This window comes from Bacillus sp. LR_5 (assembly GCF_042709275.1).
On the sequence record NZ_JAVAXX010000119.1, the window covers coordinates 1 to 18,106 of the forward strand.

The 18,106-nt window shown below is 44.2% G+C and carries 21 protein-coding genes; 1 reads left to right on the forward strand and 20 read right to left on the reverse strand.

The genetic code is table 11. From position 1 onward, the window contains the following. Positions 1-126: 126 nt before the first annotated feature. From moaA to RAC86_RS21090, 9 genes are all read right to left on the reverse strand, one after another. Positions 127-1,152 (reverse strand): GTP 3',8-cyclase MoaA, encoded by a 1,026-nt coding sequence (gene moaA, locus RAC86_RS21050; RefSeq protein ID WP_072565409.1) that lies wholly within the window; start codon positions 1,150-1,152, stop codon positions 127-129. A gap of 15 nt (positions 1,153-1,167) precedes the next feature. Beyond that, entirely contained in the window at positions 1,168-1,956 is a 789-nt protein-coding gene (fdhD, locus tag RAC86_RS21055; RefSeq protein WP_072565410.1) for a formate dehydrogenase accessory sulfurtransferase FdhD, read from the reverse strand. 245 nt (positions 1,957-2,201) lie between these two features. Next, positions 2,202-2,363 (reverse strand): hypothetical protein, encoded by a 162-nt coding sequence (locus tag RAC86_RS21060; RefSeq protein WP_014115491.1) that lies wholly within the window; start codon positions 2,361-2,363, stop codon positions 2,202-2,204. A gap of 94 nt (positions 2,364-2,457) precedes the next feature. Then, positions 2,458-3,132, reverse strand: a complete 675-nt coding sequence (locus RAC86_RS21065; protein WP_072565411.1) for a vWA domain-containing protein — start codon at positions 3,130-3,132, stop codon at positions 2,458-2,460. A gap of 322 nt (positions 3,133-3,454) precedes the next feature. After that, positions 3,455-4,138 carry a vWA domain-containing protein gene (locus tag RAC86_RS21070; RefSeq protein ID WP_014115494.1) on the reverse strand — a complete coding sequence of 228 codons (684 nt, stop codon included), beginning with the start codon at positions 4,136-4,138 and terminating at the stop codon, positions 3,455-3,457. Between the two features lie 387 nt (positions 4,139-4,525). Next, on the reverse strand, positions 4,526-5,557 hold the full coding sequence (spoIID, locus tag RAC86_RS21075; protein WP_014115495.1) for a stage II sporulation protein D: 1,032 nt from the start codon (positions 5,555-5,557) through the stop codon (positions 4,526-4,528). 196 nt (positions 5,558-5,753) lie between these two features. Then, the gene (gene murA, locus RAC86_RS21080) at positions 5,754-7,064 is read right to left on the reverse strand and encodes a UDP-N-acetylglucosamine 1-carboxyvinyltransferase (RefSeq protein ID WP_003221875.1); all 1,311 of its coding nucleotides are present in this window, start codon (positions 7,062-7,064) and stop codon (positions 5,754-5,756) included. Between the two features lie 33 nt (positions 7,065-7,097). Continuing rightward, positions 7,098-7,838: a YwmB family TATA-box binding protein gene (locus RAC86_RS21085; protein WP_072565412.1), complete on the reverse strand. Its 741-nt coding sequence runs from the start codon at positions 7,836-7,838 to the stop codon at positions 7,098-7,100. Between the two features lie 134 nt (positions 7,839-7,972). Next, a complete protein-coding gene (locus RAC86_RS21090) occupies positions 7,973-8,203 on the reverse strand; it encodes a DUF1146 family protein (RefSeq protein WP_003221879.1) in 231 nt (76 codons plus the stop codon). A 177-nt stretch (positions 8,204-8,380) separates the two neighbouring features. On the opposite strand from RAC86_RS21090, the gene RAC86_RS21095 reads away from it, so the two are divergent. Continuing rightward, entirely contained in the window at positions 8,381-8,854 is a 474-nt protein-coding gene (locus tag RAC86_RS21095) for a hypothetical protein (protein WP_014115500.1), read from the forward strand. A gap of 34 nt (positions 8,855-8,888) precedes the next feature. Here RAC86_RS21095 and RAC86_RS21100 read toward each other — a convergent pair whose 3' ends face one another. The 11 genes from RAC86_RS21100 to glyA all read right to left on the reverse strand — a co-directional run. Beyond that, on the reverse strand, positions 8,889-9,287 hold the full coding sequence (locus tag RAC86_RS21100) for a F0F1 ATP synthase subunit epsilon (RefSeq protein WP_003221882.1): 399 nt from the start codon (positions 9,285-9,287) through the stop codon (positions 8,889-8,891). A 23-nt stretch (positions 9,288-9,310) separates the two neighbouring features. Continuing rightward, on the reverse strand, positions 9,311-10,732 hold the full coding sequence (gene atpD / locus RAC86_RS21105) for a F0F1 ATP synthase subunit beta (protein WP_003221884.1): 1,422 nt from the start codon (positions 10,730-10,732) through the stop codon (positions 9,311-9,313). A gap of 25 nt (positions 10,733-10,757) precedes the next feature. Beyond that, complete coding sequence (gene atpG, locus RAC86_RS21110; protein WP_003235766.1) at positions 10,758-11,621, reverse strand: ATP synthase F1 subunit gamma; 864 nt, start codon at positions 11,619-11,621, stop codon at positions 10,758-10,760. 76 nt (positions 11,622-11,697) lie between these two features. Then, on the reverse strand, positions 11,698-13,206 hold the full coding sequence (gene atpA, locus RAC86_RS21115) for a F0F1 ATP synthase subunit alpha (RefSeq protein WP_014115501.1): 1,509 nt from the start codon (positions 13,204-13,206) through the stop codon (positions 11,698-11,700). A gap of 16 nt (positions 13,207-13,222) precedes the next feature. Beyond that, positions 13,223-13,768 carry a F0F1 ATP synthase subunit delta gene (locus RAC86_RS21120; protein WP_014115502.1) on the reverse strand — a complete coding sequence of 182 codons (546 nt, stop codon included), beginning with the start codon at positions 13,766-13,768 and terminating at the stop codon, positions 13,223-13,225. Further along, positions 13,765-14,277 carry a F0F1 ATP synthase subunit B gene (gene atpF, locus RAC86_RS21125; RefSeq protein WP_003235774.1) on the reverse strand — a complete coding sequence of 171 codons (513 nt, stop codon included), beginning with the start codon at positions 14,275-14,277 and terminating at the stop codon, positions 13,765-13,767. Before atpF ends, RAC86_RS21120 begins: the two co-directional genes overlap by 4 nt. 162 nt (positions 14,278-14,439) lie before the next feature. Continuing rightward, positions 14,440-14,652, reverse strand: a complete 213-nt coding sequence (atpE, locus tag RAC86_RS21130) for a F0F1 ATP synthase subunit C (RefSeq protein WP_003151167.1) — start codon at positions 14,650-14,652, stop codon at positions 14,440-14,442. Positions 14,653-14,697: 45 nt separating this feature from the next. Then, positions 14,698-15,432, reverse strand: a complete 735-nt coding sequence (gene atpB, locus RAC86_RS21135) for a F0F1 ATP synthase subunit A (protein ID WP_003221896.1) — start codon at positions 15,430-15,432, stop codon at positions 14,698-14,700. Positions 15,433-15,439: 7 nt separating this feature from the next. Then, positions 15,440-15,823, reverse strand: a complete 384-nt coding sequence (gene atpI, locus RAC86_RS21140; RefSeq protein ID WP_003221899.1) for an ATP synthase subunit I — start codon at positions 15,821-15,823, stop codon at positions 15,440-15,442. A 421-nt stretch (positions 15,824-16,244) separates the two neighbouring features. After that, positions 16,245-16,874 (reverse strand): uracil phosphoribosyltransferase, encoded by a 630-nt coding sequence (gene upp / locus RAC86_RS21145; protein WP_003227670.1) that lies wholly within the window; start codon positions 16,872-16,874, stop codon positions 16,245-16,247. A gap of 133 nt (positions 16,875-17,007) precedes the next feature. Beyond that, on the reverse strand, positions 17,008-18,106 hold a 1,099-nt coding region (glyA, locus tag RAC86_RS21150; protein WP_377886003.1), incomplete at its 5' end, for a serine hydroxymethyltransferase.

Sequence of the window (18,106 nt, forward strand, 5' to 3'; positions counted from 1 at the left end):
GATTTCTTACAATGATTCCTTCCTTATGCCTATCTTTATATATTTCGGTTTTTGTAAGTATTTTTTGCACTTGGAAGTTTATAAAAAAAGCTTATCGGACAGTGCCGATAAGCTTTTTATTTCATATTAACCGCCAATATAAGACATTTCCACTTTCTTTTTGCCTGATGCTTTTGATAGAGTACGATCGACCGAATACTGATCGAACCGATTTTTCCATACGGTGCCGATCATCTCTGACAGTTCGTCATCACTTAATTCCTGACGAACTGGCCCTCTAAGGTCAAATCCGCTTGAAGCGAATAAGCAGGTAAACAGCTCCCCTCTCGCAGAAAGACGGGCCCTGTTGCATGATCCGCAAAATGCATCAGATACAGATGATATGACGCCGATTTCTCCAGATCCGTCCAAGTAGCGGAATCTGGAAGCCACTTCGCCTTTATAATTCGGCGCTATTGGTTCAACCGGCATGTGTCCATTGATCAAATCAATGATTTCCGCCTTTGTCATGACGTCCTTCTTTTCCCATTGGTTGGTGTTGCCCACGTCCATAAATTCGATGAATCTCAGGATATGGCCTTTTTCTTTAAAATAACGGGCCATAGGCAGTATATCTTTTTCATTGACGCCCTTTTGGACGACCATGTTGATTTTAACACCGAGCCCCGCTTGCTTCGCCGCTTCAATGCCTTCCAGCACCTTGCTGACAGAAACCCCGCGCCCGTTTATCTTTTTAAAACGCTCGTCCTCTAAGGAATCAAGGCTGATCGTGACCCGTTTCAGCCCTGCTTCCTTGAGCTTCTCCGCATAAACAGGCAGCAGTGATCCGTTTGTCGTCATCGCAATATCATGGACACCCGGAATGCGGGCCAGTTTTTTGATTAATTCCGGCATATCCTTTCTCATGAGGGGCTCTCCGCCGGTTAAGCGGATTTTTTCAACACCGAACCTTGTGACAAATAGCGTCGCAAGCCGTTCCAGCTCTTCAAACGAAAGCAGCTCCTCTTTCTTTAAAAAAGGATAATCCGGGCCGAATAATTCGGCGGGCATACAGTACGTGCATCGGAAGTTGCAGCGGTCTGTAACAGAAATGCGAAGGTCTCTCAGCGGTCTGTTCCTCTTATCCAACATCTGACGCGATTCTGTAATCATAGCTACAGCCCCTTCCTATCCCCTGATTCTCTCAGGGTGTGTATATACATTAAATGATCCGTTTCTGACAAATCCGATCGCTGTGATATTTAATTCTTCCGCCATTTGAATCGCAAGCTCCGTCGGGGCCGATTTGGAAATGACGATCGACACGCCGATTTTTGCCGCTTTCAACAGGACTTCTGATGAGATTCTTCCGCTGAACACAATCAGTTTGTCGCGGACGGACATCCCGTTCAGAAGGCAGTGTCCGTATAATTTATCAAGCGCGTTGTGCCGGCCGATATCTGTGCGCATTAACAGCAGTTTCTCTGTGTCGCAAAGCGCCGCATTATGAACGCCTCCCGTATCCTGAAACGTTCCGCTCCCTTGTTGCATGTCTTTCATAAGCGCCAGACATGCTTCAGGCGATATCTTGATTTGGCTGACAGCCGTTTTGGCGGTTTTGACATCCTGCTGAAAATAAAAATGGCGGCCCTTTCCGCAGCATGAGCCGATCACCCGTTTCGTATAATCCTTTTGATCCAATGTATCAGGATGAACAAGATCGACATAAACAAAACCGAGACTTTCATCTATTGTAAACCTTTTAATCTCTTTTTGAAATCGTATAACACCCTCTGATGCGAGAAATCCAATGACAAGCTCTTTGATATGCTCCGGCGTACAAACGAGCGTCACAAATTCACTTCCGTTCAGTATCACTGTCAAAGGGTATTCCGTCACCATCCGGTCTTCTATTTTGCTTATTTCCCCTTGTTCATAGCGCCATACATCCCTGACCGCAGTTACTTTATCGTTCAATGTCTCTTCCCCTCCGCAATGTTCCTGCCTTTATATTTTTTCACACTCCTCGGATTTTGTCGAATTCTGAGACACAAAAAGAGCCCTCTATATAAAGGGCTTTCACAGGATGTGATGACGGCGGTGTTTAGGCAGGACGCCTAAGCATTTAGCCGCCGTTCCTTTTATAACACGTGAGCACCAATGTGCATTGATAACGAACGCGGGGTTTGTCGACACGCTGAGAGCCCTCTATATAAAGGACTCTATGTTTGATTATGCTGATTTTTTTTCAGGATCGTAAACAGCACAATAGCTGCGATCAAAGTGAGCATGCTGACAAAAAAGAAGGCTGCCAGTTTTAGAAAAACACCGAGCAATATGAATGCCACGGCGGCAATAAGAAAAATCATTCCTAATAATTTCATATGTTCAACCCCTTTTAAGGGTATCATTCCCGCCCAAGCTGTTTTTAAACCAATTAAAAAAGGCGCCTGGGGGAGCGCCTAATCGTTAGGTTCTTTACTCAGTAAATTTTTGTGCTTCTTTTTCCCAAGCCTGTTCGAACTCATCCGCACTGTTCGCTGAAATATATTCTCCGCCGCCAGCAACAGCCGCTTGTTTCATCTCTTCATTACCTTTGATATCAAAGTTGAAGCCAATGATGTTTACAATGGTATCCACATTCGATTCACGAAGCTTTTCAATTTCCGCTGCGGGGTCTCCGCCGCACGTTTCTTCACCGTCAGTGATTAAATACACCACGTTTTTCCCATCAGCGTCAAATGCTTCAAATTCTTTTCTTGTATCTGAAAGTGCTTTGGCAATCGGTGTCCAGCCAGTCGGGTTGATCTCACTCAATGAATTATCAAACAGCGATCCTTCATATGGATGAAGGCCGTAAATGGTTTCCGTCGTGCTGCATGAAAGAGCTTTGCCGGACAATTTATTGTTTCCAGCATGTCCGAAAACGCGAAGCATGAGATTTGTATCCTTCGGAAGAAGCTCGGCAAAAGACTTTACTGATTTTTTGGCAATGTCTATTTTGCGCTCTCCCCCTGTTTTTTGAATCATACTTCCGCTTCCATCAAACAAAACAGCTACATTTGTGTCAGCCTGTTTCTCAGCGGCAAAAGACGGAGACGCAAAGGAGACAGTCAGCAACCCAATGATACCGGCAGCCAGCAATTTTTTCATATTATTCTTCCTTTCTTTATCATATTTTCCAACTATAGTTGGATTCCTCTTTATGCTAGAATATGAAAATGCAAAAAGATATAGGGCAAGCTGCCTTTTGTGCCGCTTTCACTTTGTATTCAAAATCGCTTGAAATGCCGATGATATTTAGCCTTTTTCGCCCAGAAAGCATATACAGTTTGTGACATCATTCATTCTTTTTTCGCCTGGATCATCACAGAAAAACGGAAATCTGCTACTATGCTACAGGCTGACACCTGATTACTTTTGAACATTATGTTACATACAAAAAAGAGGCTGACCACTATCAGCCTCTTTTTTCTTATTTAGATAGCATCAATGATTGCTGAGTGAAGATTTTCTCAACATCTTTTTGAGTATAAGCAGGGAAGTATTCACCGCCGCCTACTTTCGCAATTGCGTTCAGCTGGCCTTTGTATCCCTCTTTATAATCAAAACCGATCACATTAACAGTGATATTGTCTTTATGCAGTTCTTTTGCTGTTTTAATTGGATTTCCTCCGCACGTTTCCTCACCGTCTGTCAACAGATACACTACTTTTTCCCCTTTAGTATCAAGCTGGTCGAAAGAAGATTTCGCCTCGTTCAGCGCTTTGGCAATTGGCGTCCAGCCAGTCGGCCCAATTGCATTGAGAGAATTGAGGAAGCTTTGCTCGTTAAAGCTTTGGAAGCCGTATACGTTACGGATGGATTCACAAGATTGAACCTTTCCGGAATTTTTATTGTTTCCTTCTGAACCAAACACACTCATTTTCACCTGAGTTCCTTCCGGCAGTGAGCTTGCAAACTTAGAAATTTCTTTTTTAGCCGAATTAAATTTAGATACACCGTCTATTCTTTTCGCCATACTTCCGCTGGCATCAAGCAAGACTGCCACGTTTGCCGGAGCTTCAGCCTCCGGTTCTTTCTTTTCAGCCGCAAAAGCAGGTGAAGTTAATCCAAATAGCAATCCTGTCATCATGATCAGTGAAAATCTTTTCTTCATGTTCGTACCCCTTTACAAGTTTGTTTCTGCGTGCAGATGTTCAACGCTGAACATAACTTATCGTAATCGACAAAAACAGAGAAATAAATAGGGCGGGCTTCCCCATTGCTGTTGTTTACTTTTGCATAGAAACCTTTGTTTTTATTAGTGATTTCCGCCTAACACTACTATGAAAAAAGAAGATTGTCGGCCTTTCGGCTTTCGTTATATGAGTCTGTCGAAGTCTGTCGATACATGTGGATTACTTTACCACAATCTCAAAGTCATAAATCAGGAAAAAGGGCCTTGTCGCTCTAAAGACTGTCAGGAGCTTCTCTAAACAGTTTTAACCGCTCTTAGATAAAAAGACATTCAGGAACAGAAAAAGACGCTCAATGAGCGTCTTTTTTACTTCTTCGCCATATATTTATTCAAAAACGAATCTGCATCTGAAATTTGTGTGCCTTGGTAATAATACTTCACAATTTGATCAACCGTTTTGCCTTCTTTCGCCATAAAATTCGCGCCATATTGGCTCATCCCGACACCGTGGCCAAATCCTTTCGTCGTGACTGTAATCGTGTCTCCGTTTCGCTCCCATACAAAATCGGCTGAATTGAGGCCCAGCTTTTCACGGATGTCTCTACCTTTCAGCGTCTTGCCGTTAATAACGGCTGTTGCGACCTGGTGGCCCGGCGTCTCTCCGGTAATCTTTCCGACTGTGCCAGACCCATCCAGCTTGACGCCAAGCTTTTGCTCAAATTCTGAGGCTGTAAAGGTTTTCGTTGCCTTATATTTCGGAGACTTTTTATCCCATGAGCTTTTGACGCTTTTTAAATATGGGATGGCACTTGTCCAATAGGCTTCTGCGTTTTCAGTGTAGCCGTTGCTTGTGGAGAAAAAAGAGGCTTCAATCGGCTGGTTGTTGTACGTTAAAATTCTGCCTTGTGTGCTGGCTACCGCATCTGTGATTTTCTTCAGTTTTCCCTCATAGCTCGCGCCCCACTGTTTTTTCAGCTCCGCTTTGCTTTTATACACCTGGAACATCTGTGTATCATCCACCAGCGAGCCTTTAGGAGCCTCCACTGCTGAATTTGAGACCATCAGTCTGACAATAAACGTTCTGGCGGCGAGAGCCTGGGCTTTCAGCGCTTCAGATTCAAAGGTTGCCGGCATTTCGGAGGCGACGACTCCAATGACATACTCTTCAAGCGGAATGTCTTCTACGGATTGATTTGCGGTTCGATAGACGGGAATAGAAACAGGCGATGCTTTCAACGTTTCCGCTCCTTTTGATGCTGGTTTCGTGCTGACTGCTGTCTTTCCTGATTCTACGCTGGCCCCCGCTTCTTTGTTATGCTGGAACGGAATGACTAAGAGTGTGGGAATCAAGAGAATCAATGCACATAGTACAGATAGTGTGATTACGAATTGTTTCATATTCAGCTGCCTCCTGCTCGGGATTCGACTCTAGTCTAGTCTATGGGCAGGGACAAGCTAATATGACTCTCGTTTGGGACAGAAACTTTATTTGTCATTTACGTATTCTTTTTTGCTATTTTGCGCATAATGATGATAATACACAAAAAATAAAAAAACCAGTATGCCAGAATGACATACTGATTTTTAGGTAAGTTTATGCGTTTAAGTCAGAAACGACTTCTTTGTTCTCTTGCTCAGAAGCAGACTCATCATTTACACGTTCAATGTCTGCGCCAATAGCTGCAAGCTTCTTATGGAAATCAACGTAACCACGGTCTAAGTGCTTCAGTTCAGTAACACGTGTATGACCTTCAGCCACTAACCCCGCAAGAATCAGCGCTGCACCTGCACGCAAGTCAGTCGCTGCAACTTCAGCTCCCTGAAGCTGTACAGGGCCATTAATGATGACAGAACGTCCTTCAATCTTGATATCGCCATTCATACGGCGGAATTCTTCCGCATGCATAAAACGGTTTTCAAAAACAGTTTCTGTAATCATGCTTGTGCCGCTTGCACGAAGCAGAAGCGCCATCATTTGTGACTGCATATCAGTCGGGAAGCCCGGGTGAGGCATTGTTTTAATGTCGATCGGTTTGAGTTCTTTCGGGCCGATGACACGAAGGCCTTCACCTTCATCCTTAATCGTTACACCCATCTCTTCCATTTTGGCAATTAAAGAAGTGAGGTGTTCAGGAACCGCTCCTTTAACTAATACGTTTCCTTCAGTGATTGCAGCAGCAACCATAAATGTGCCCGCTTCAATGCGGTCAGGAATAATATGATGTTTTACACCGTGAAGCTTTTCGACTCCTTCAATTTTGATGGTGCCGGTGCCAGCTCCGCGGATTTTTCCGCCCATGCCGTTGATATAGTTTGCTAAATCAACGATTTCGGGTTCTTTCGCCACGTTCTCCAGCGTTGTTGTTCCTTCAGCTAGAGCGGCTGCCATAATCAGGTTCTCTGTAGCTCCTACACTTGGGAAGTCCAGATAGATTTTTGCGCCTTGCAGACGGCCTTTTACTTCAGCTTCGATGAAGCCATTGCCGACTTTGATTTCTGCGCCCATTGCTTCAAAACCTTTTAAATGCTGATCGATCGGTCTGGAACCAATTGCGCATCCGCCTGGAAGCGCAACTCTTGCATGACCAGTACGCGCAAGAAGCGGCCCCATGACAAGCACGGACGCACGCATTTTACGTACATATTCAAAAGGTGCTTCAGTTTGCAAAGCGTATGAAGCATTTACAGTCACTTCATTATTTTCAAAATGCACATCTGCTCCTAAATGACGCAACACTTCGTTAATTGTATATACATCGGAGAGCGTAGGTACATCACAAATTACGCTTTTTTCTTCACTTGCTAATAAAGATGCAGCGATAACAGGTAAAACGGCATTTTTAGCGCCTTCAACTTTGACTGTGCCGTTTAACTTTTGACCGCCGCGGACGATGATTTTTTCCAAGGTATTCCCCTCCGCGTCCCTAAATTCTCTATATTAATATTCAGTCGTAACGATTGGTGTGCCAACCGTAACGGTATGTTTTCCGCCCATTCCTGCACTTCTAAGTGCAATTTGCAAATTCATTTTATGTTTCGAGGTCATGATGTACTCTTTCCACTCATCTGTAAACGCAGAAATAGAAACGAAATTTGGCTCAACTACATGTTCAACAGATCTTGCTTGAAATTCATTTAATAACTGATTTGCTTTTTTTTGCAAAACAATATTCATATTATCATCTAAATGACCATTTAGACAAGTAAAAACAACTACTTTTTCTTGGAATATCCCGAGTGTCTCCCGTTCAAACTGTTCATATGTATCATTCCAGCTATCCGGTGTCTTAAGACTCATTTGCTCATATAGTAAATACGAAGTTGGGTTGTGTTTTTTGAGGGTTGTGACAAGCTGTAGTCTAAAAGAAGTGTGATTTTTTTTGTCAGTATACGTTCCAAATGCCTTTACGATTTTATCTTCCTGTGCAATCGCCCAATCATATTGACGATACTCTGATTTTAAACGTTGCACTTTTTGATAAAATTCTTTTTCGGTCAGCGACATGTTTTGTTTTGCATGCAATGCCCACTTATCTATTGACACATCTTGGCGTTCCATCCCCTCTGCCATTTGTGCTAACGGCGTTAACTCACTCGCATGAATGGTATGGAAAACAGCAATGACGAAGCTTAACATTACGGATATGATAATGGCGTGGCTTACTTGTTTTTTCTTCATGTTCATCTCTCCCCCTTATCCCCAGTTTTACCGGAGGCAAGAGGCGCCATACGTAAAAATCTTCGTCAAAACTCGCGTTATACGCTTCAACCCGCTTCCCAAACCATTCCCGTGATTATAATGTTCAAAACCTATTAAAATAGGTAGGGAAGCTGCTGTGAATAATTGAGGTAATCTAAAAAGAAATTCGCAACAGTCGTTCCAATAGCGATTGTCAGTAAAATCATCAGGAGTCTTGCCTGCACGACTTTGCCTTTTTTAATTAACGGATCGATATTGACGGCTTGCAACGCCCACCAAGTCACCGCTATAAAAATCAGATGAACGACAATACCAATTGCAGCCTGCTGTCCCAATACACTCATCTATTCCACTCCTTTCATCCTTTCTCCGCGTTTATACCCTTTCTTATTATATAAGAAGCACGGATAAAGATGATACATTTTATACAGAACGGAATAATCAGCCAAATCTAGGGTTAATCCCCACTTAAAGTGCGATTCTTTTACATGGTATACTTTATTGGAAAGGAGCTGGCAAATGTGAATCATTCTTTTTTTCAGCCTGAAGAGCAATACGGTGAGAACCTGCCAATTTTTGAACAGGAATGGGAAGCAATTGCATTCTATTATGATTATAGACAGTCACAGATTGAAGAACTGAATGAATTGTGTCAGTTTTATAACATTTCTCTTACCTATACGAGAGAAAGCCTTGAAGAGCTTGAAAACCTTTATTTTCAAAGTATACAAGAGCTTTTGCTTGCTGATTGGAATCTTCCTATTGAAGAATTCGAGAAAATGATCAGTGTTTATCTTATAGATTGCGTGATTGCCCAACATGAAGATGCTGAATGGATCGTAAAGCCTTACCCATACACAGACGGCGCTTATACAATGGGCTTTAGAAGACATCGCAAATCATGGCATACAATGAATTGCTGTGATCGTTTATACTTGCAGCAAAAAGAGGATAAGCCGCTTCTGTCGCTGTTTGATTCTCTTGTGTGTTCATAAAAAAATCCTTCTCATACATGAGAAGGATTTTTTCTTATTTCCCTGCTACATCCAATCTGTTCAAAGCCCGCTGTAACGCAAGCTCAGCCCGACGAATGTCAGTATCATCTGATTGAGAATTCAAACGCTCCTGCGCCCGCTGACGTGCAGCTGCAGCGCGCTCTTTATCAATGCCTTCCGCTGTTTCAGCAGCCTGGGCAAGGATGGTAACCTGATCAGGACGGACTTCTACAAATCCGCCGCTGACCGCAACCAATTCAGTCTGTCCGTCTTTTTTCAGACGGACAGCGCCGATTTTAAGAGGAGCCACGGTTGGAATATGACCTGGCAAAATACCGAGATCGCCGCTTTCGGCTCTCACGCTCACCATTTCGATATCCGCATCGTATACTGGGCCGTCGGGAGTAACGATATTGACTTTAACGGTCTTCATGCTTTTACCCTCCTAGGACCAGATTAAACTTCTACACCCATTTCTTTTGCTTTCTCAACAACTTCTTCGATACGGCCTACAAGACGGAACGCATCTTCAGGAAGATGGTCGTATTTGCCGGCTAAGATTTCTTTGAAACCTTGAACCGTTTCTTTTACAGGCACGTAAGAACCTTTTTGTCCAGTGAACTGTTCAGCCACGTGGAAGTTTTGAGAAAGGAAGAACTGAATACGGCGTGCGCGTTGAACGACAAGCTTGTCTTCATCACTCAATTCATCCATACCGAGAATCGCAATGATATCTTGAAGCTCTTTGTAACGCTGAAGCGTTGACTGTACTTCACGGGCAACTGCATAATGCTCTTCTCCAACAATTTCAGGAGCAAGGGCGCGTGATGTAGAAGCCAACGGATCAACCGCAGGGTAAATACCCATCTCAGTTAACTTACGCTCAAGGTTTGTTGTCGCATCCAAGTGAGCGAACGTTGTTGCCGGCGCCGGGTCAGTGTAGTCATCGGCAGGCACGTAGATCGCCTGGATAGATGTAACTGATCCAACGTTAGTAGACGTGATACGCTCTTGAAGCTGACCCATTTCTGTCGCAAGCGTCGGCTGATAACCAACCGCTGAAGGCATACGGCCAAGAAGGGCAGAAACCTCTGAACCTGCTTGTGTGAAACGGAAAATGTTATCGATGAAGAACAGTACGTCCTGTCCTTGTTCATCACGGAAGTGCTCAGCCATTGTAAGACCTGTCAAAGCAACACGCATACGTGCGCCCGGCGGCTCGTTCATTTGTCCGAATACCATGGCTGTTTTGTTGATGACGCCAGAGTCGCTCATTTCGTAGAAAAGGTCGTTCCCTTCACGAGTACGCTCTCCTACACCGGCGAATACAGAGATACCGCCGTGCTCTTGCGCGATGTTGTTGATTAATTCCTGGATTAATACGGTTTTACCTACACCGGCACCGCCGAACAATCCGATCTTACCGCCCTTGATGTAAGGAGCAAGCAAGTCAACAACTTTAATACCTGTTTCAAGAATTTCAACTTCTGTTGAAAGCTGATCAAATGAAGGCGCCTGTCTGTGAATCGGATCCTTTTTCGCATCCGCAGGAACTGGCTCATTCAAATCAATATTTTCTCCGAGTACGTTAAATACACGGCCAAGTGTTACATCACCAACCGGTACTGAGATTGGCGCTCCTGTATCTACAGCTTCCATTCCGCGCTGAACACCGTCCGTAGATGCCATTGCGATTGTACGGACTGTATCATCACCTAAATGAAGAGCGACCTCAAGCGTTAAATCAATACCTACTTCGTTTTCACTTGCAGCTGGCTGTGAAATTTTAATCGCATTATAAATTTCAGGCAAATGACCGTCTTCAAAACGCACGTCGACGACCGGTCCTAATACCTGGCTAACGCGTCCTTTCTTCATCGCTATCCCTCCTGACAAAATCTTTCTATTCTAAAGCGGCTGCTCCGCCGACAATTTCCGTAATTTCTTGTGTGATGGCTGCTTGGCGAGCGCGGTTGTAAGAAAGCGAAAGTGAATCGATAAGTTCCTTCGCGTTGTCTGTCGCGTTTTTCATCGCCGTCATTCTTGCTGCATGCTCACTTGCTTTACTGTCAAGAAGCGCACCGAAGATTAAGCTTTCTGCATATTGAGGAAGCAAAACCTCCAGAACCTCCTCTTCAGACGGTTCAAATTCATAAGACGCCGTTCTCTTTCCGCCGCCGCTGCCCAAATCAGATAACGGCAGAAGTTTTTTCTCCGTTACTTCTTGAGAAATGGCGCTGACAAAATGGTTATAAACAAGGTGCAATTCATCAAACGCCCCGTCTATAAACATTTGGATCGTTTGTCGGGCAAGATCCTTAATTTCTGTAAACGTTACTTCATCTCCAAGTCCTGTTAACTCGGAAATGATCGGAATCTCACGTTTCTTAAAGAAATCACGGCCCACTCTTCCGATGACGATTACCGCATACTCATCCTTAGATTGATGACGTTCTTGCATGGCCTGATAAGCACTTCGTAAAACCGAACTGTTAAAAGCGCCGGCAAGACCGCGGTCAGACGTAATGACAAGGTATGCTGTCTTTTTCACTTCTCTGCTGAGAAGCATCGGATGTTTCACGTTGCCGGAAACTCTCCCGACATTTGACACAACCTCTTGGATCTTATCCATATATGGCACAAATGATTTTGCATTGTTTTCAGCACGATTCAGCTTAGCCGCAGATACCATCTGCATGGCTTTTGTAATCTGGCTCGTTTTTTTCGTTGACGTGATCCTTGACTTAATATCGCGTAATGAGGCCAAAGATTTCACCACCTTTTCTCTTCATCTGCGTAAAAAGAGAGAAAAAGAGAACCTTTTTCTCTCATCAGCATTCGAGTTAGTTGCTTGGTGCAAATGTGCGTTTGAAGCCTTCGATTGCAGCTTTGAAGTCTTCATCAGCAGGAAGGTTTCCTGTTTTCGCAATTCCATCAAGCAGTTCTTTATGGTTTTGGTCAAGGTACATGTAGTACTCTTCTTCAAAACGTCTGATATCCGCTACAGGAATATCATCAAGATATCCTTTTGTCAGCGCATAAAGAATGGCTACTTGCTTTTCAACCGGAAGCGGCTTGTTCAGATCCTGCTTCAGCACTTCAACTGTACGCGCACCGCGGTTCAGTTTCGCCTGAGTCGCTTGGTCGAGGTCAGATCCGAATTGAGCGAATGCTTCCAGCTCACGGTATGATGCAAGGTCAAGACGCAAAGTTCCTGATACTTTTTTCATCGCTTTGATTTGCGCTGAACCGCCGACACGGGATACAGACAATCCGGCGTTGATCGCTGGACGTACGCCTGAGAAGAACAAATCAGATTGCAGGAAGATCTGTCCGTCGGTGATGGAAATGACGTTCGTTGGAATATAAGCAGAGATATCTCCGGCTTGTGTTTCTACGAACGGCAGAGCTGTAATTGATCCTGCGCCTTTCGCGTCACTAAGCTTTGCTGCACGCTCAAGCAGACGGGAATGAAGGTAGAATACATCCCCAGGGAACGCTTCACGGCCTGGCGGACGGCGAAGAAGCAAGGACAGCTCACGGTAAGCAGCCGCTTGTTTAGAAAGATCATCGTATACAACAAGAACGTGCTTGCCGTTGTACATAAATTCTTCTGCCATTGTAACCCCTGCATATGGAGCCAGGTACAGAAGCGGTGCCGGCTGTGACGCAGACGCCGTTACAACGATTGTATAATCAAGCGCGCCGTGCTTACGCAATGTTTCTACTACGCCGCGGACTGTTGATTCTTTTTGACCGATCGCAACGTATACGCAGATCATGTCTTGGTCTTTTTGGTTCAGGATCGCATCGATCGCAACAGAAGTTTTACCTGTTTGACGGTCACCGATGATCAGCTCACGCTGGCCGCGGCCGATTGGAATCAGTGCATCGATCGCTTTAATACCCGTTTGAAGCGGTTCATGAACGGATTTACGGTCCATAACGCCTGGTGCAGGGCTTTCGATCGGACGTGTTTTACTTGTGAGGATCGGGCCTAGTCCGTCTACCGGCTGACCTAATGGGTTCACAATACGGCCGATTAGTTCCTCACCGACAGGAACCTCCATGATGCGACCTGTTCTTTTTACTTCGTCTCCCTCACGGATCTCACTGAAAGGTCCTAAGATGACGATACCTACGTTTGATTCTTCAAGGTTTTGAGCCATACCCAAAACACCGTTTGAAAATTCGACAAGTTCACCGGCCATACAATTGTCAAGGCCGTGTACACGAGCAATACCGTCACCGACTTGGATGACTGTACCTACGTCTTGAACTTCAATATCAGATTGATAATTTTGTATTTGCTGTTTTATCAGCGTGCTAATCTCTTCAGCTTTGATGCTCACTTAGGTTTCACCCCTTCTATCGATTTTCCCCGGCTAGTTGACGTTCAATGCGCTGAAGCTTTCCGCTTACGCTGCCGTCAAAAATCCGGTTACCAATGCGGACTTTAATGCCGCCTATTAAATCCGTCTGCACTTCATTTCTGATTCTCAGTGAAGCGACTCCGGCTTTTTTTGCAAACACTTGTGATAATGATAAAATTTCTGCATCCGTCAGCGGTTTCACTGAATATACGGTCGCGTCTTCTATTTGACGAGCCTCATTTGCGAGTTTGATAAACTCATCTGTGAGCTCAGGCACAATCGCGGCACGATGGCGGTCAATCAAAAGAAAAATCGTATTGAGCACGGACTGCGACAAAGAGCCAAATGCATTTTGAATCAGCTCTTTTTTCTTCGCAGCCGGCACCTTCGGATGGTTTAACACGTCATTAAACGCTTTTTCATTTTGAAACACTTGTTTTACAACGGTTAGCTCTTCTTCAACTTGATTCAGCTGAGCGGACTCATTGGCAATATCAAAAAGAGCTGACGCATATCGTTTAGAGACAGCTGATCCACTCATCGGCTTTCTCCTACCTCTTTAAGATAGTCCTGGATCAATTTCTCTTGAGCTTGTTCATCCAGTTCTTTTTCGATCACTTTCGACGCAATCATGACAGAAAGAGACGCTACTTGCTCGCGGAGAGCAGAAACCGCCTGTTCTTTTTCCTTCACGATTTCAGTTCTTGCTGCTTCTTTCAGACGTTCAGATTCTGCACGTGCAGCCTGAATAATCTCTTCTTTTTGCTTATCTCCCAGTTTCTTTGCGTTTTCGATAAGAGTTTGGGATTCCTGTCTTGCTTCTTTTAAAAGAACGCGCTGCTCTTCAATCAGCTGCTGCGCTTCTTTATTTTTTTCTTCAGCAGACGTAATTTCTCCAGCGATGTGGTCTTCACGCTGTTTCATTATGTTTAATAGCGGCCCTAAAGCGTATTTCTTCAGAAGCGCTAATAAGATTAACATAGCTAACAGTTGGAACAGGATATCTCCGCCGTTAAACGAAAATCCTAGTTCAAGTGGTAATTGAGACATCTACTACGGCAACTCCCTTCTGCAGGTTTTTCTTTGCTGATCCAGCAGCCGCACTTGTCTCTTTTCAGCCGGCAAGGCGGGATGCTTATCAGACATAAAGCAATGGCGAAGGTTCTCTTGGAATGATCTTCGCCATTTTTAGTTCATATAAGGCTTTTATGCTTAGCCAAAGAACGCTAAGAATGCGATAACGACAGCAATAATAGGAAGGGCTTCAACTAATGCGATACCCATGAACATAAGAGTTCTAAGTTCTTTACCTGCTTCCGGCTGACGGGCAATCCCCTCTACCGTACGTGAAACAATCAAACCGTTACCAATACCTGCACCAAGTGCACCTAAACCAATTGCAATCGCAGCTGCTATTAAATTCATGAAAAAGTTCCTCCTTTAAAATGTTATCCGTTTGGATATAATGTTTTAATGATCATGACTGATTTTATGAGACATGTACACCATCGTCAGCATTGTAAAGATAAACGCTTGGATGGCACCTATAAATAAACTGAATGCTTGCCATGCCAGCATTGGCAGAATGGCGCCGATTGTACCAACAAGACCGAGAGCCACGCTTTGTGAGTAATGGCTTGTCGCTAATCCCGCAAGCAGGCCGAGAAGAATCTCACCGGCGAAGATGTTACCATAAAGCCGCAAACCGAGAGTCAGCGTATTCGCAAACTCTTCGATGATTTTCATCGGGAGCATGAATGGAACAGGTCTTAAATAGTCTTTGGAATATTCCTTGAGCCCTTTCATCTTCACACCATAGTAGTGAGTTAAAGCAACAACCATCACGGCTAGCGTTAATGTAATGGCAGGATCGGCTGTCGGAGATTTCCACCAGAGCTCATGTCCGATTGTAATAGAGAACGGCAGCCCCAGCATATTCGACACAAATATGTACATCAGCAATGTGACACCAAGTGCCAAGAAGTTAGCCCCTGTTTTCAAATCCATTGTACTGCCGATAATATTGCGGACGAAATCCACAACCCATTCCATAAAATTCTGGGCTTTTCCGGGACGGATCGAAAGCGTTCTTGTCGTTAATATAGCAATCAATAAAACAATTACACTCGCCACAGTAATCATCAGAATGTTTGTCAGATTAAAAGTAAGACCTAGAAATTCAATAGTTCTGTATTCATGATTCAAAGGGTTTTCACCTCTCTTCCATTGATGAACGTTTAAGCTGGATAAAGGAATCTATCATAATGACAGGGTATATTGTCATTAATCCAATAACTGTACTTGCCATATGAAAATGCTCGGGATTTTTATAGGCAACAGCCGCAGCAAGAATCGCATTGCACCACCGCGCTGCGCTCCCAAGAGATCGTATGGACTTCCCTTTCTCAACGGCTCTGTCAAAAGCGTTCATTCTCCTGACGAGCAGTAAAAAATTAAACAAACTGAAAACAGTTCCCAGAATAAGGCCTAAAAAAACGGTTTTATACGCTGTTAAACCATAACCCAGTACATACACTGCCAAAATGAACAATAGATATTTACGTTGTCTGCTAAATGTAAGCTTGGGATCGTCCATCAATTATCTGTCTCCTGATGAAAAAATAATGTATAGCTTAGATACGGCATAAATCAGCGGTTAACCCTAGTAGAAGACCTTTTTTGACCGGCAAAACGGGCCTGTTCGAAAAAATCATTCATCCGCAAGCCTTGCAAGGATGCTGTTTCATTCGCTTAAATAAATCCTCATAATACGGGTTTACTGAGAGGATTTACATTGAGGATGAGGACTATAATGAAAGCTATGAAAACCTTCTCATAATACCCTCGTTTAGCATACAATAGCCCCTAACATGTGTCAATCTGTTTAAAGTTAAAAAACTTTTTATACTGTACGCCTCCACAGAATGTTCACATTTTCACCTATAATTGTATACAAATTGACCGAATAGCAAATAACTGGATAAAAAAAGAAAACCCTTTTTGGGGGTTTTCTTTTTTTATTTTGTTCCAAACATACGGTCTCCCGCGTCTCCGAGACCTGGAACAATATAACCTTTTTCATTTAGTTTTTCATCAAGTGCCGCGATGTAAATATCCACGTCTGAATGATGCTTCTGCAATTCTTCCACACCCTCCGGTGCCGCTACAAGACACATGAAACGAATATTTTTCGCACCGCGCTTTTTGAGGCTGTGAATGGCTTCAACTGCGGAACCGCCTGTGGCCAACATCGGGTCAACCACGATGAATTCACGCTCTTCCACGTCAGAAGGAAGCTTGACATAGTATTCCACGGGTTTTAAGGTTTCAGGATCACGGTACAGGCCGACATGTCCCACTTTTGCTGCAGGAATCAGCTTTAAGATACCGTCAACCATTCCCAATCCCGCTCTGAGGATAGGAACCACTCCGAGTTTTTTCCCTGAGATGACTTTCGATTTCGCAGCCTGAACCGGTGTATTGATATCCACTTCTTCTAAAGGAAGATCGCGGGTAATTTCAAACGCCATAAGAGTGGCTACTTCGTCTACAAGCTCTCTAAAATCCTTCGTACCTGTATTTTCATTCCGTATATATGTCAGCTTGTGCTGAATTAAAGGATGATCAAATACATAAACCTTTCCCATACTGTGTTTCAGCTCCTTTTTTATTGTCCCATCAACTTTACACACTTCTATTGATTCTACAAAAAAAGACATGGAGTTTCAAGAACATCGTCAAAAAACCCGCCGGGCATTGGCCCGAGCGGGTTTTAGGATCTTAGTAATCTAATTCTTTATATAGAGGAAATTTGTCAGTCAGAGCAGCTACACGCTGTCTCGCTTCTTCTAGTTTTCCTTCATCTTCGTGGTTTTTCAATGCAAGCCCAATGATGGCACCGACTTCATCCAATGCGTCTCCGTCAAAACCGCGGCTTGTCACAGCAGCTGTACCAAGACGGATACCGCTTGTTACGAAAGGTTTTTCCGGATCGTATGGGATCGCGTTTTTGTTAGACGTAATACCGATTTCATCAAGCACGTGCTCCGCAACCTTACCAGTCAGTCCGAGAGAACGAAGGTCAACAAGGATAAGGTGGTTGTCAGTTCCGCCTGAAACGAGCTGGATGCCCTCTTTCGTTAACGCTTCAGCCAGGCGTTTTGCATTTGAAATAACGTTTTGTGCATATGTTTTGAAATCGTCCTGCAATACTTCGCCGAATGAAACTGCTTTTGCGGCAATAACGTGCATCAGCGGGCCGCCTTGAATTCCAGGGAAGATCGATTTATCAATTTTCTTGCCGAACTCTTCACGGCAAAGGATCATACCGCCGCGAGGTCCGCGAAGTGTTTTATGTGTTGTTGTTGTCACGAAATCAGCGTAAGGAACCGGGTTCGGATGAAGGCCTGCCGCAACAAGTCCTGCGATATGCGCCATATCCACCATGAAGTAAGCGCCGACTTCATCAGCAATTTCACGGAATTTTTTAAAGTCGATTGTACGAGGATACGCACTTGCTCCTGCTACGATAAGCTTCGGCTTATGAGCGAGGGCTTTTTCACGCACGTCATCGTAATCAATATATTGAGTTTCTTTATCTACGCCGTACTCAACAAAGTTATATTGAACACCGCTGAAGTTGACTGGACTTCCGTGTGTTAAATGGCCGCCGTGGGAGAGGTTCATCCCAAGTACAGTATCGCCTTGCTCCAAAATCGTGAAGTACACTGCCATGTTTGCTTGTGCGCCTGAATGCGGCTGAACGTTTACATGCTCCGCTCCAAAGATCTCCTTCGCGCGGTCACGAGCGATATCTTCAACGACATCGACGTGCTCACATCCGCCATAGTAGCGTTTGCCCGGATATCCCTCAGCGTAT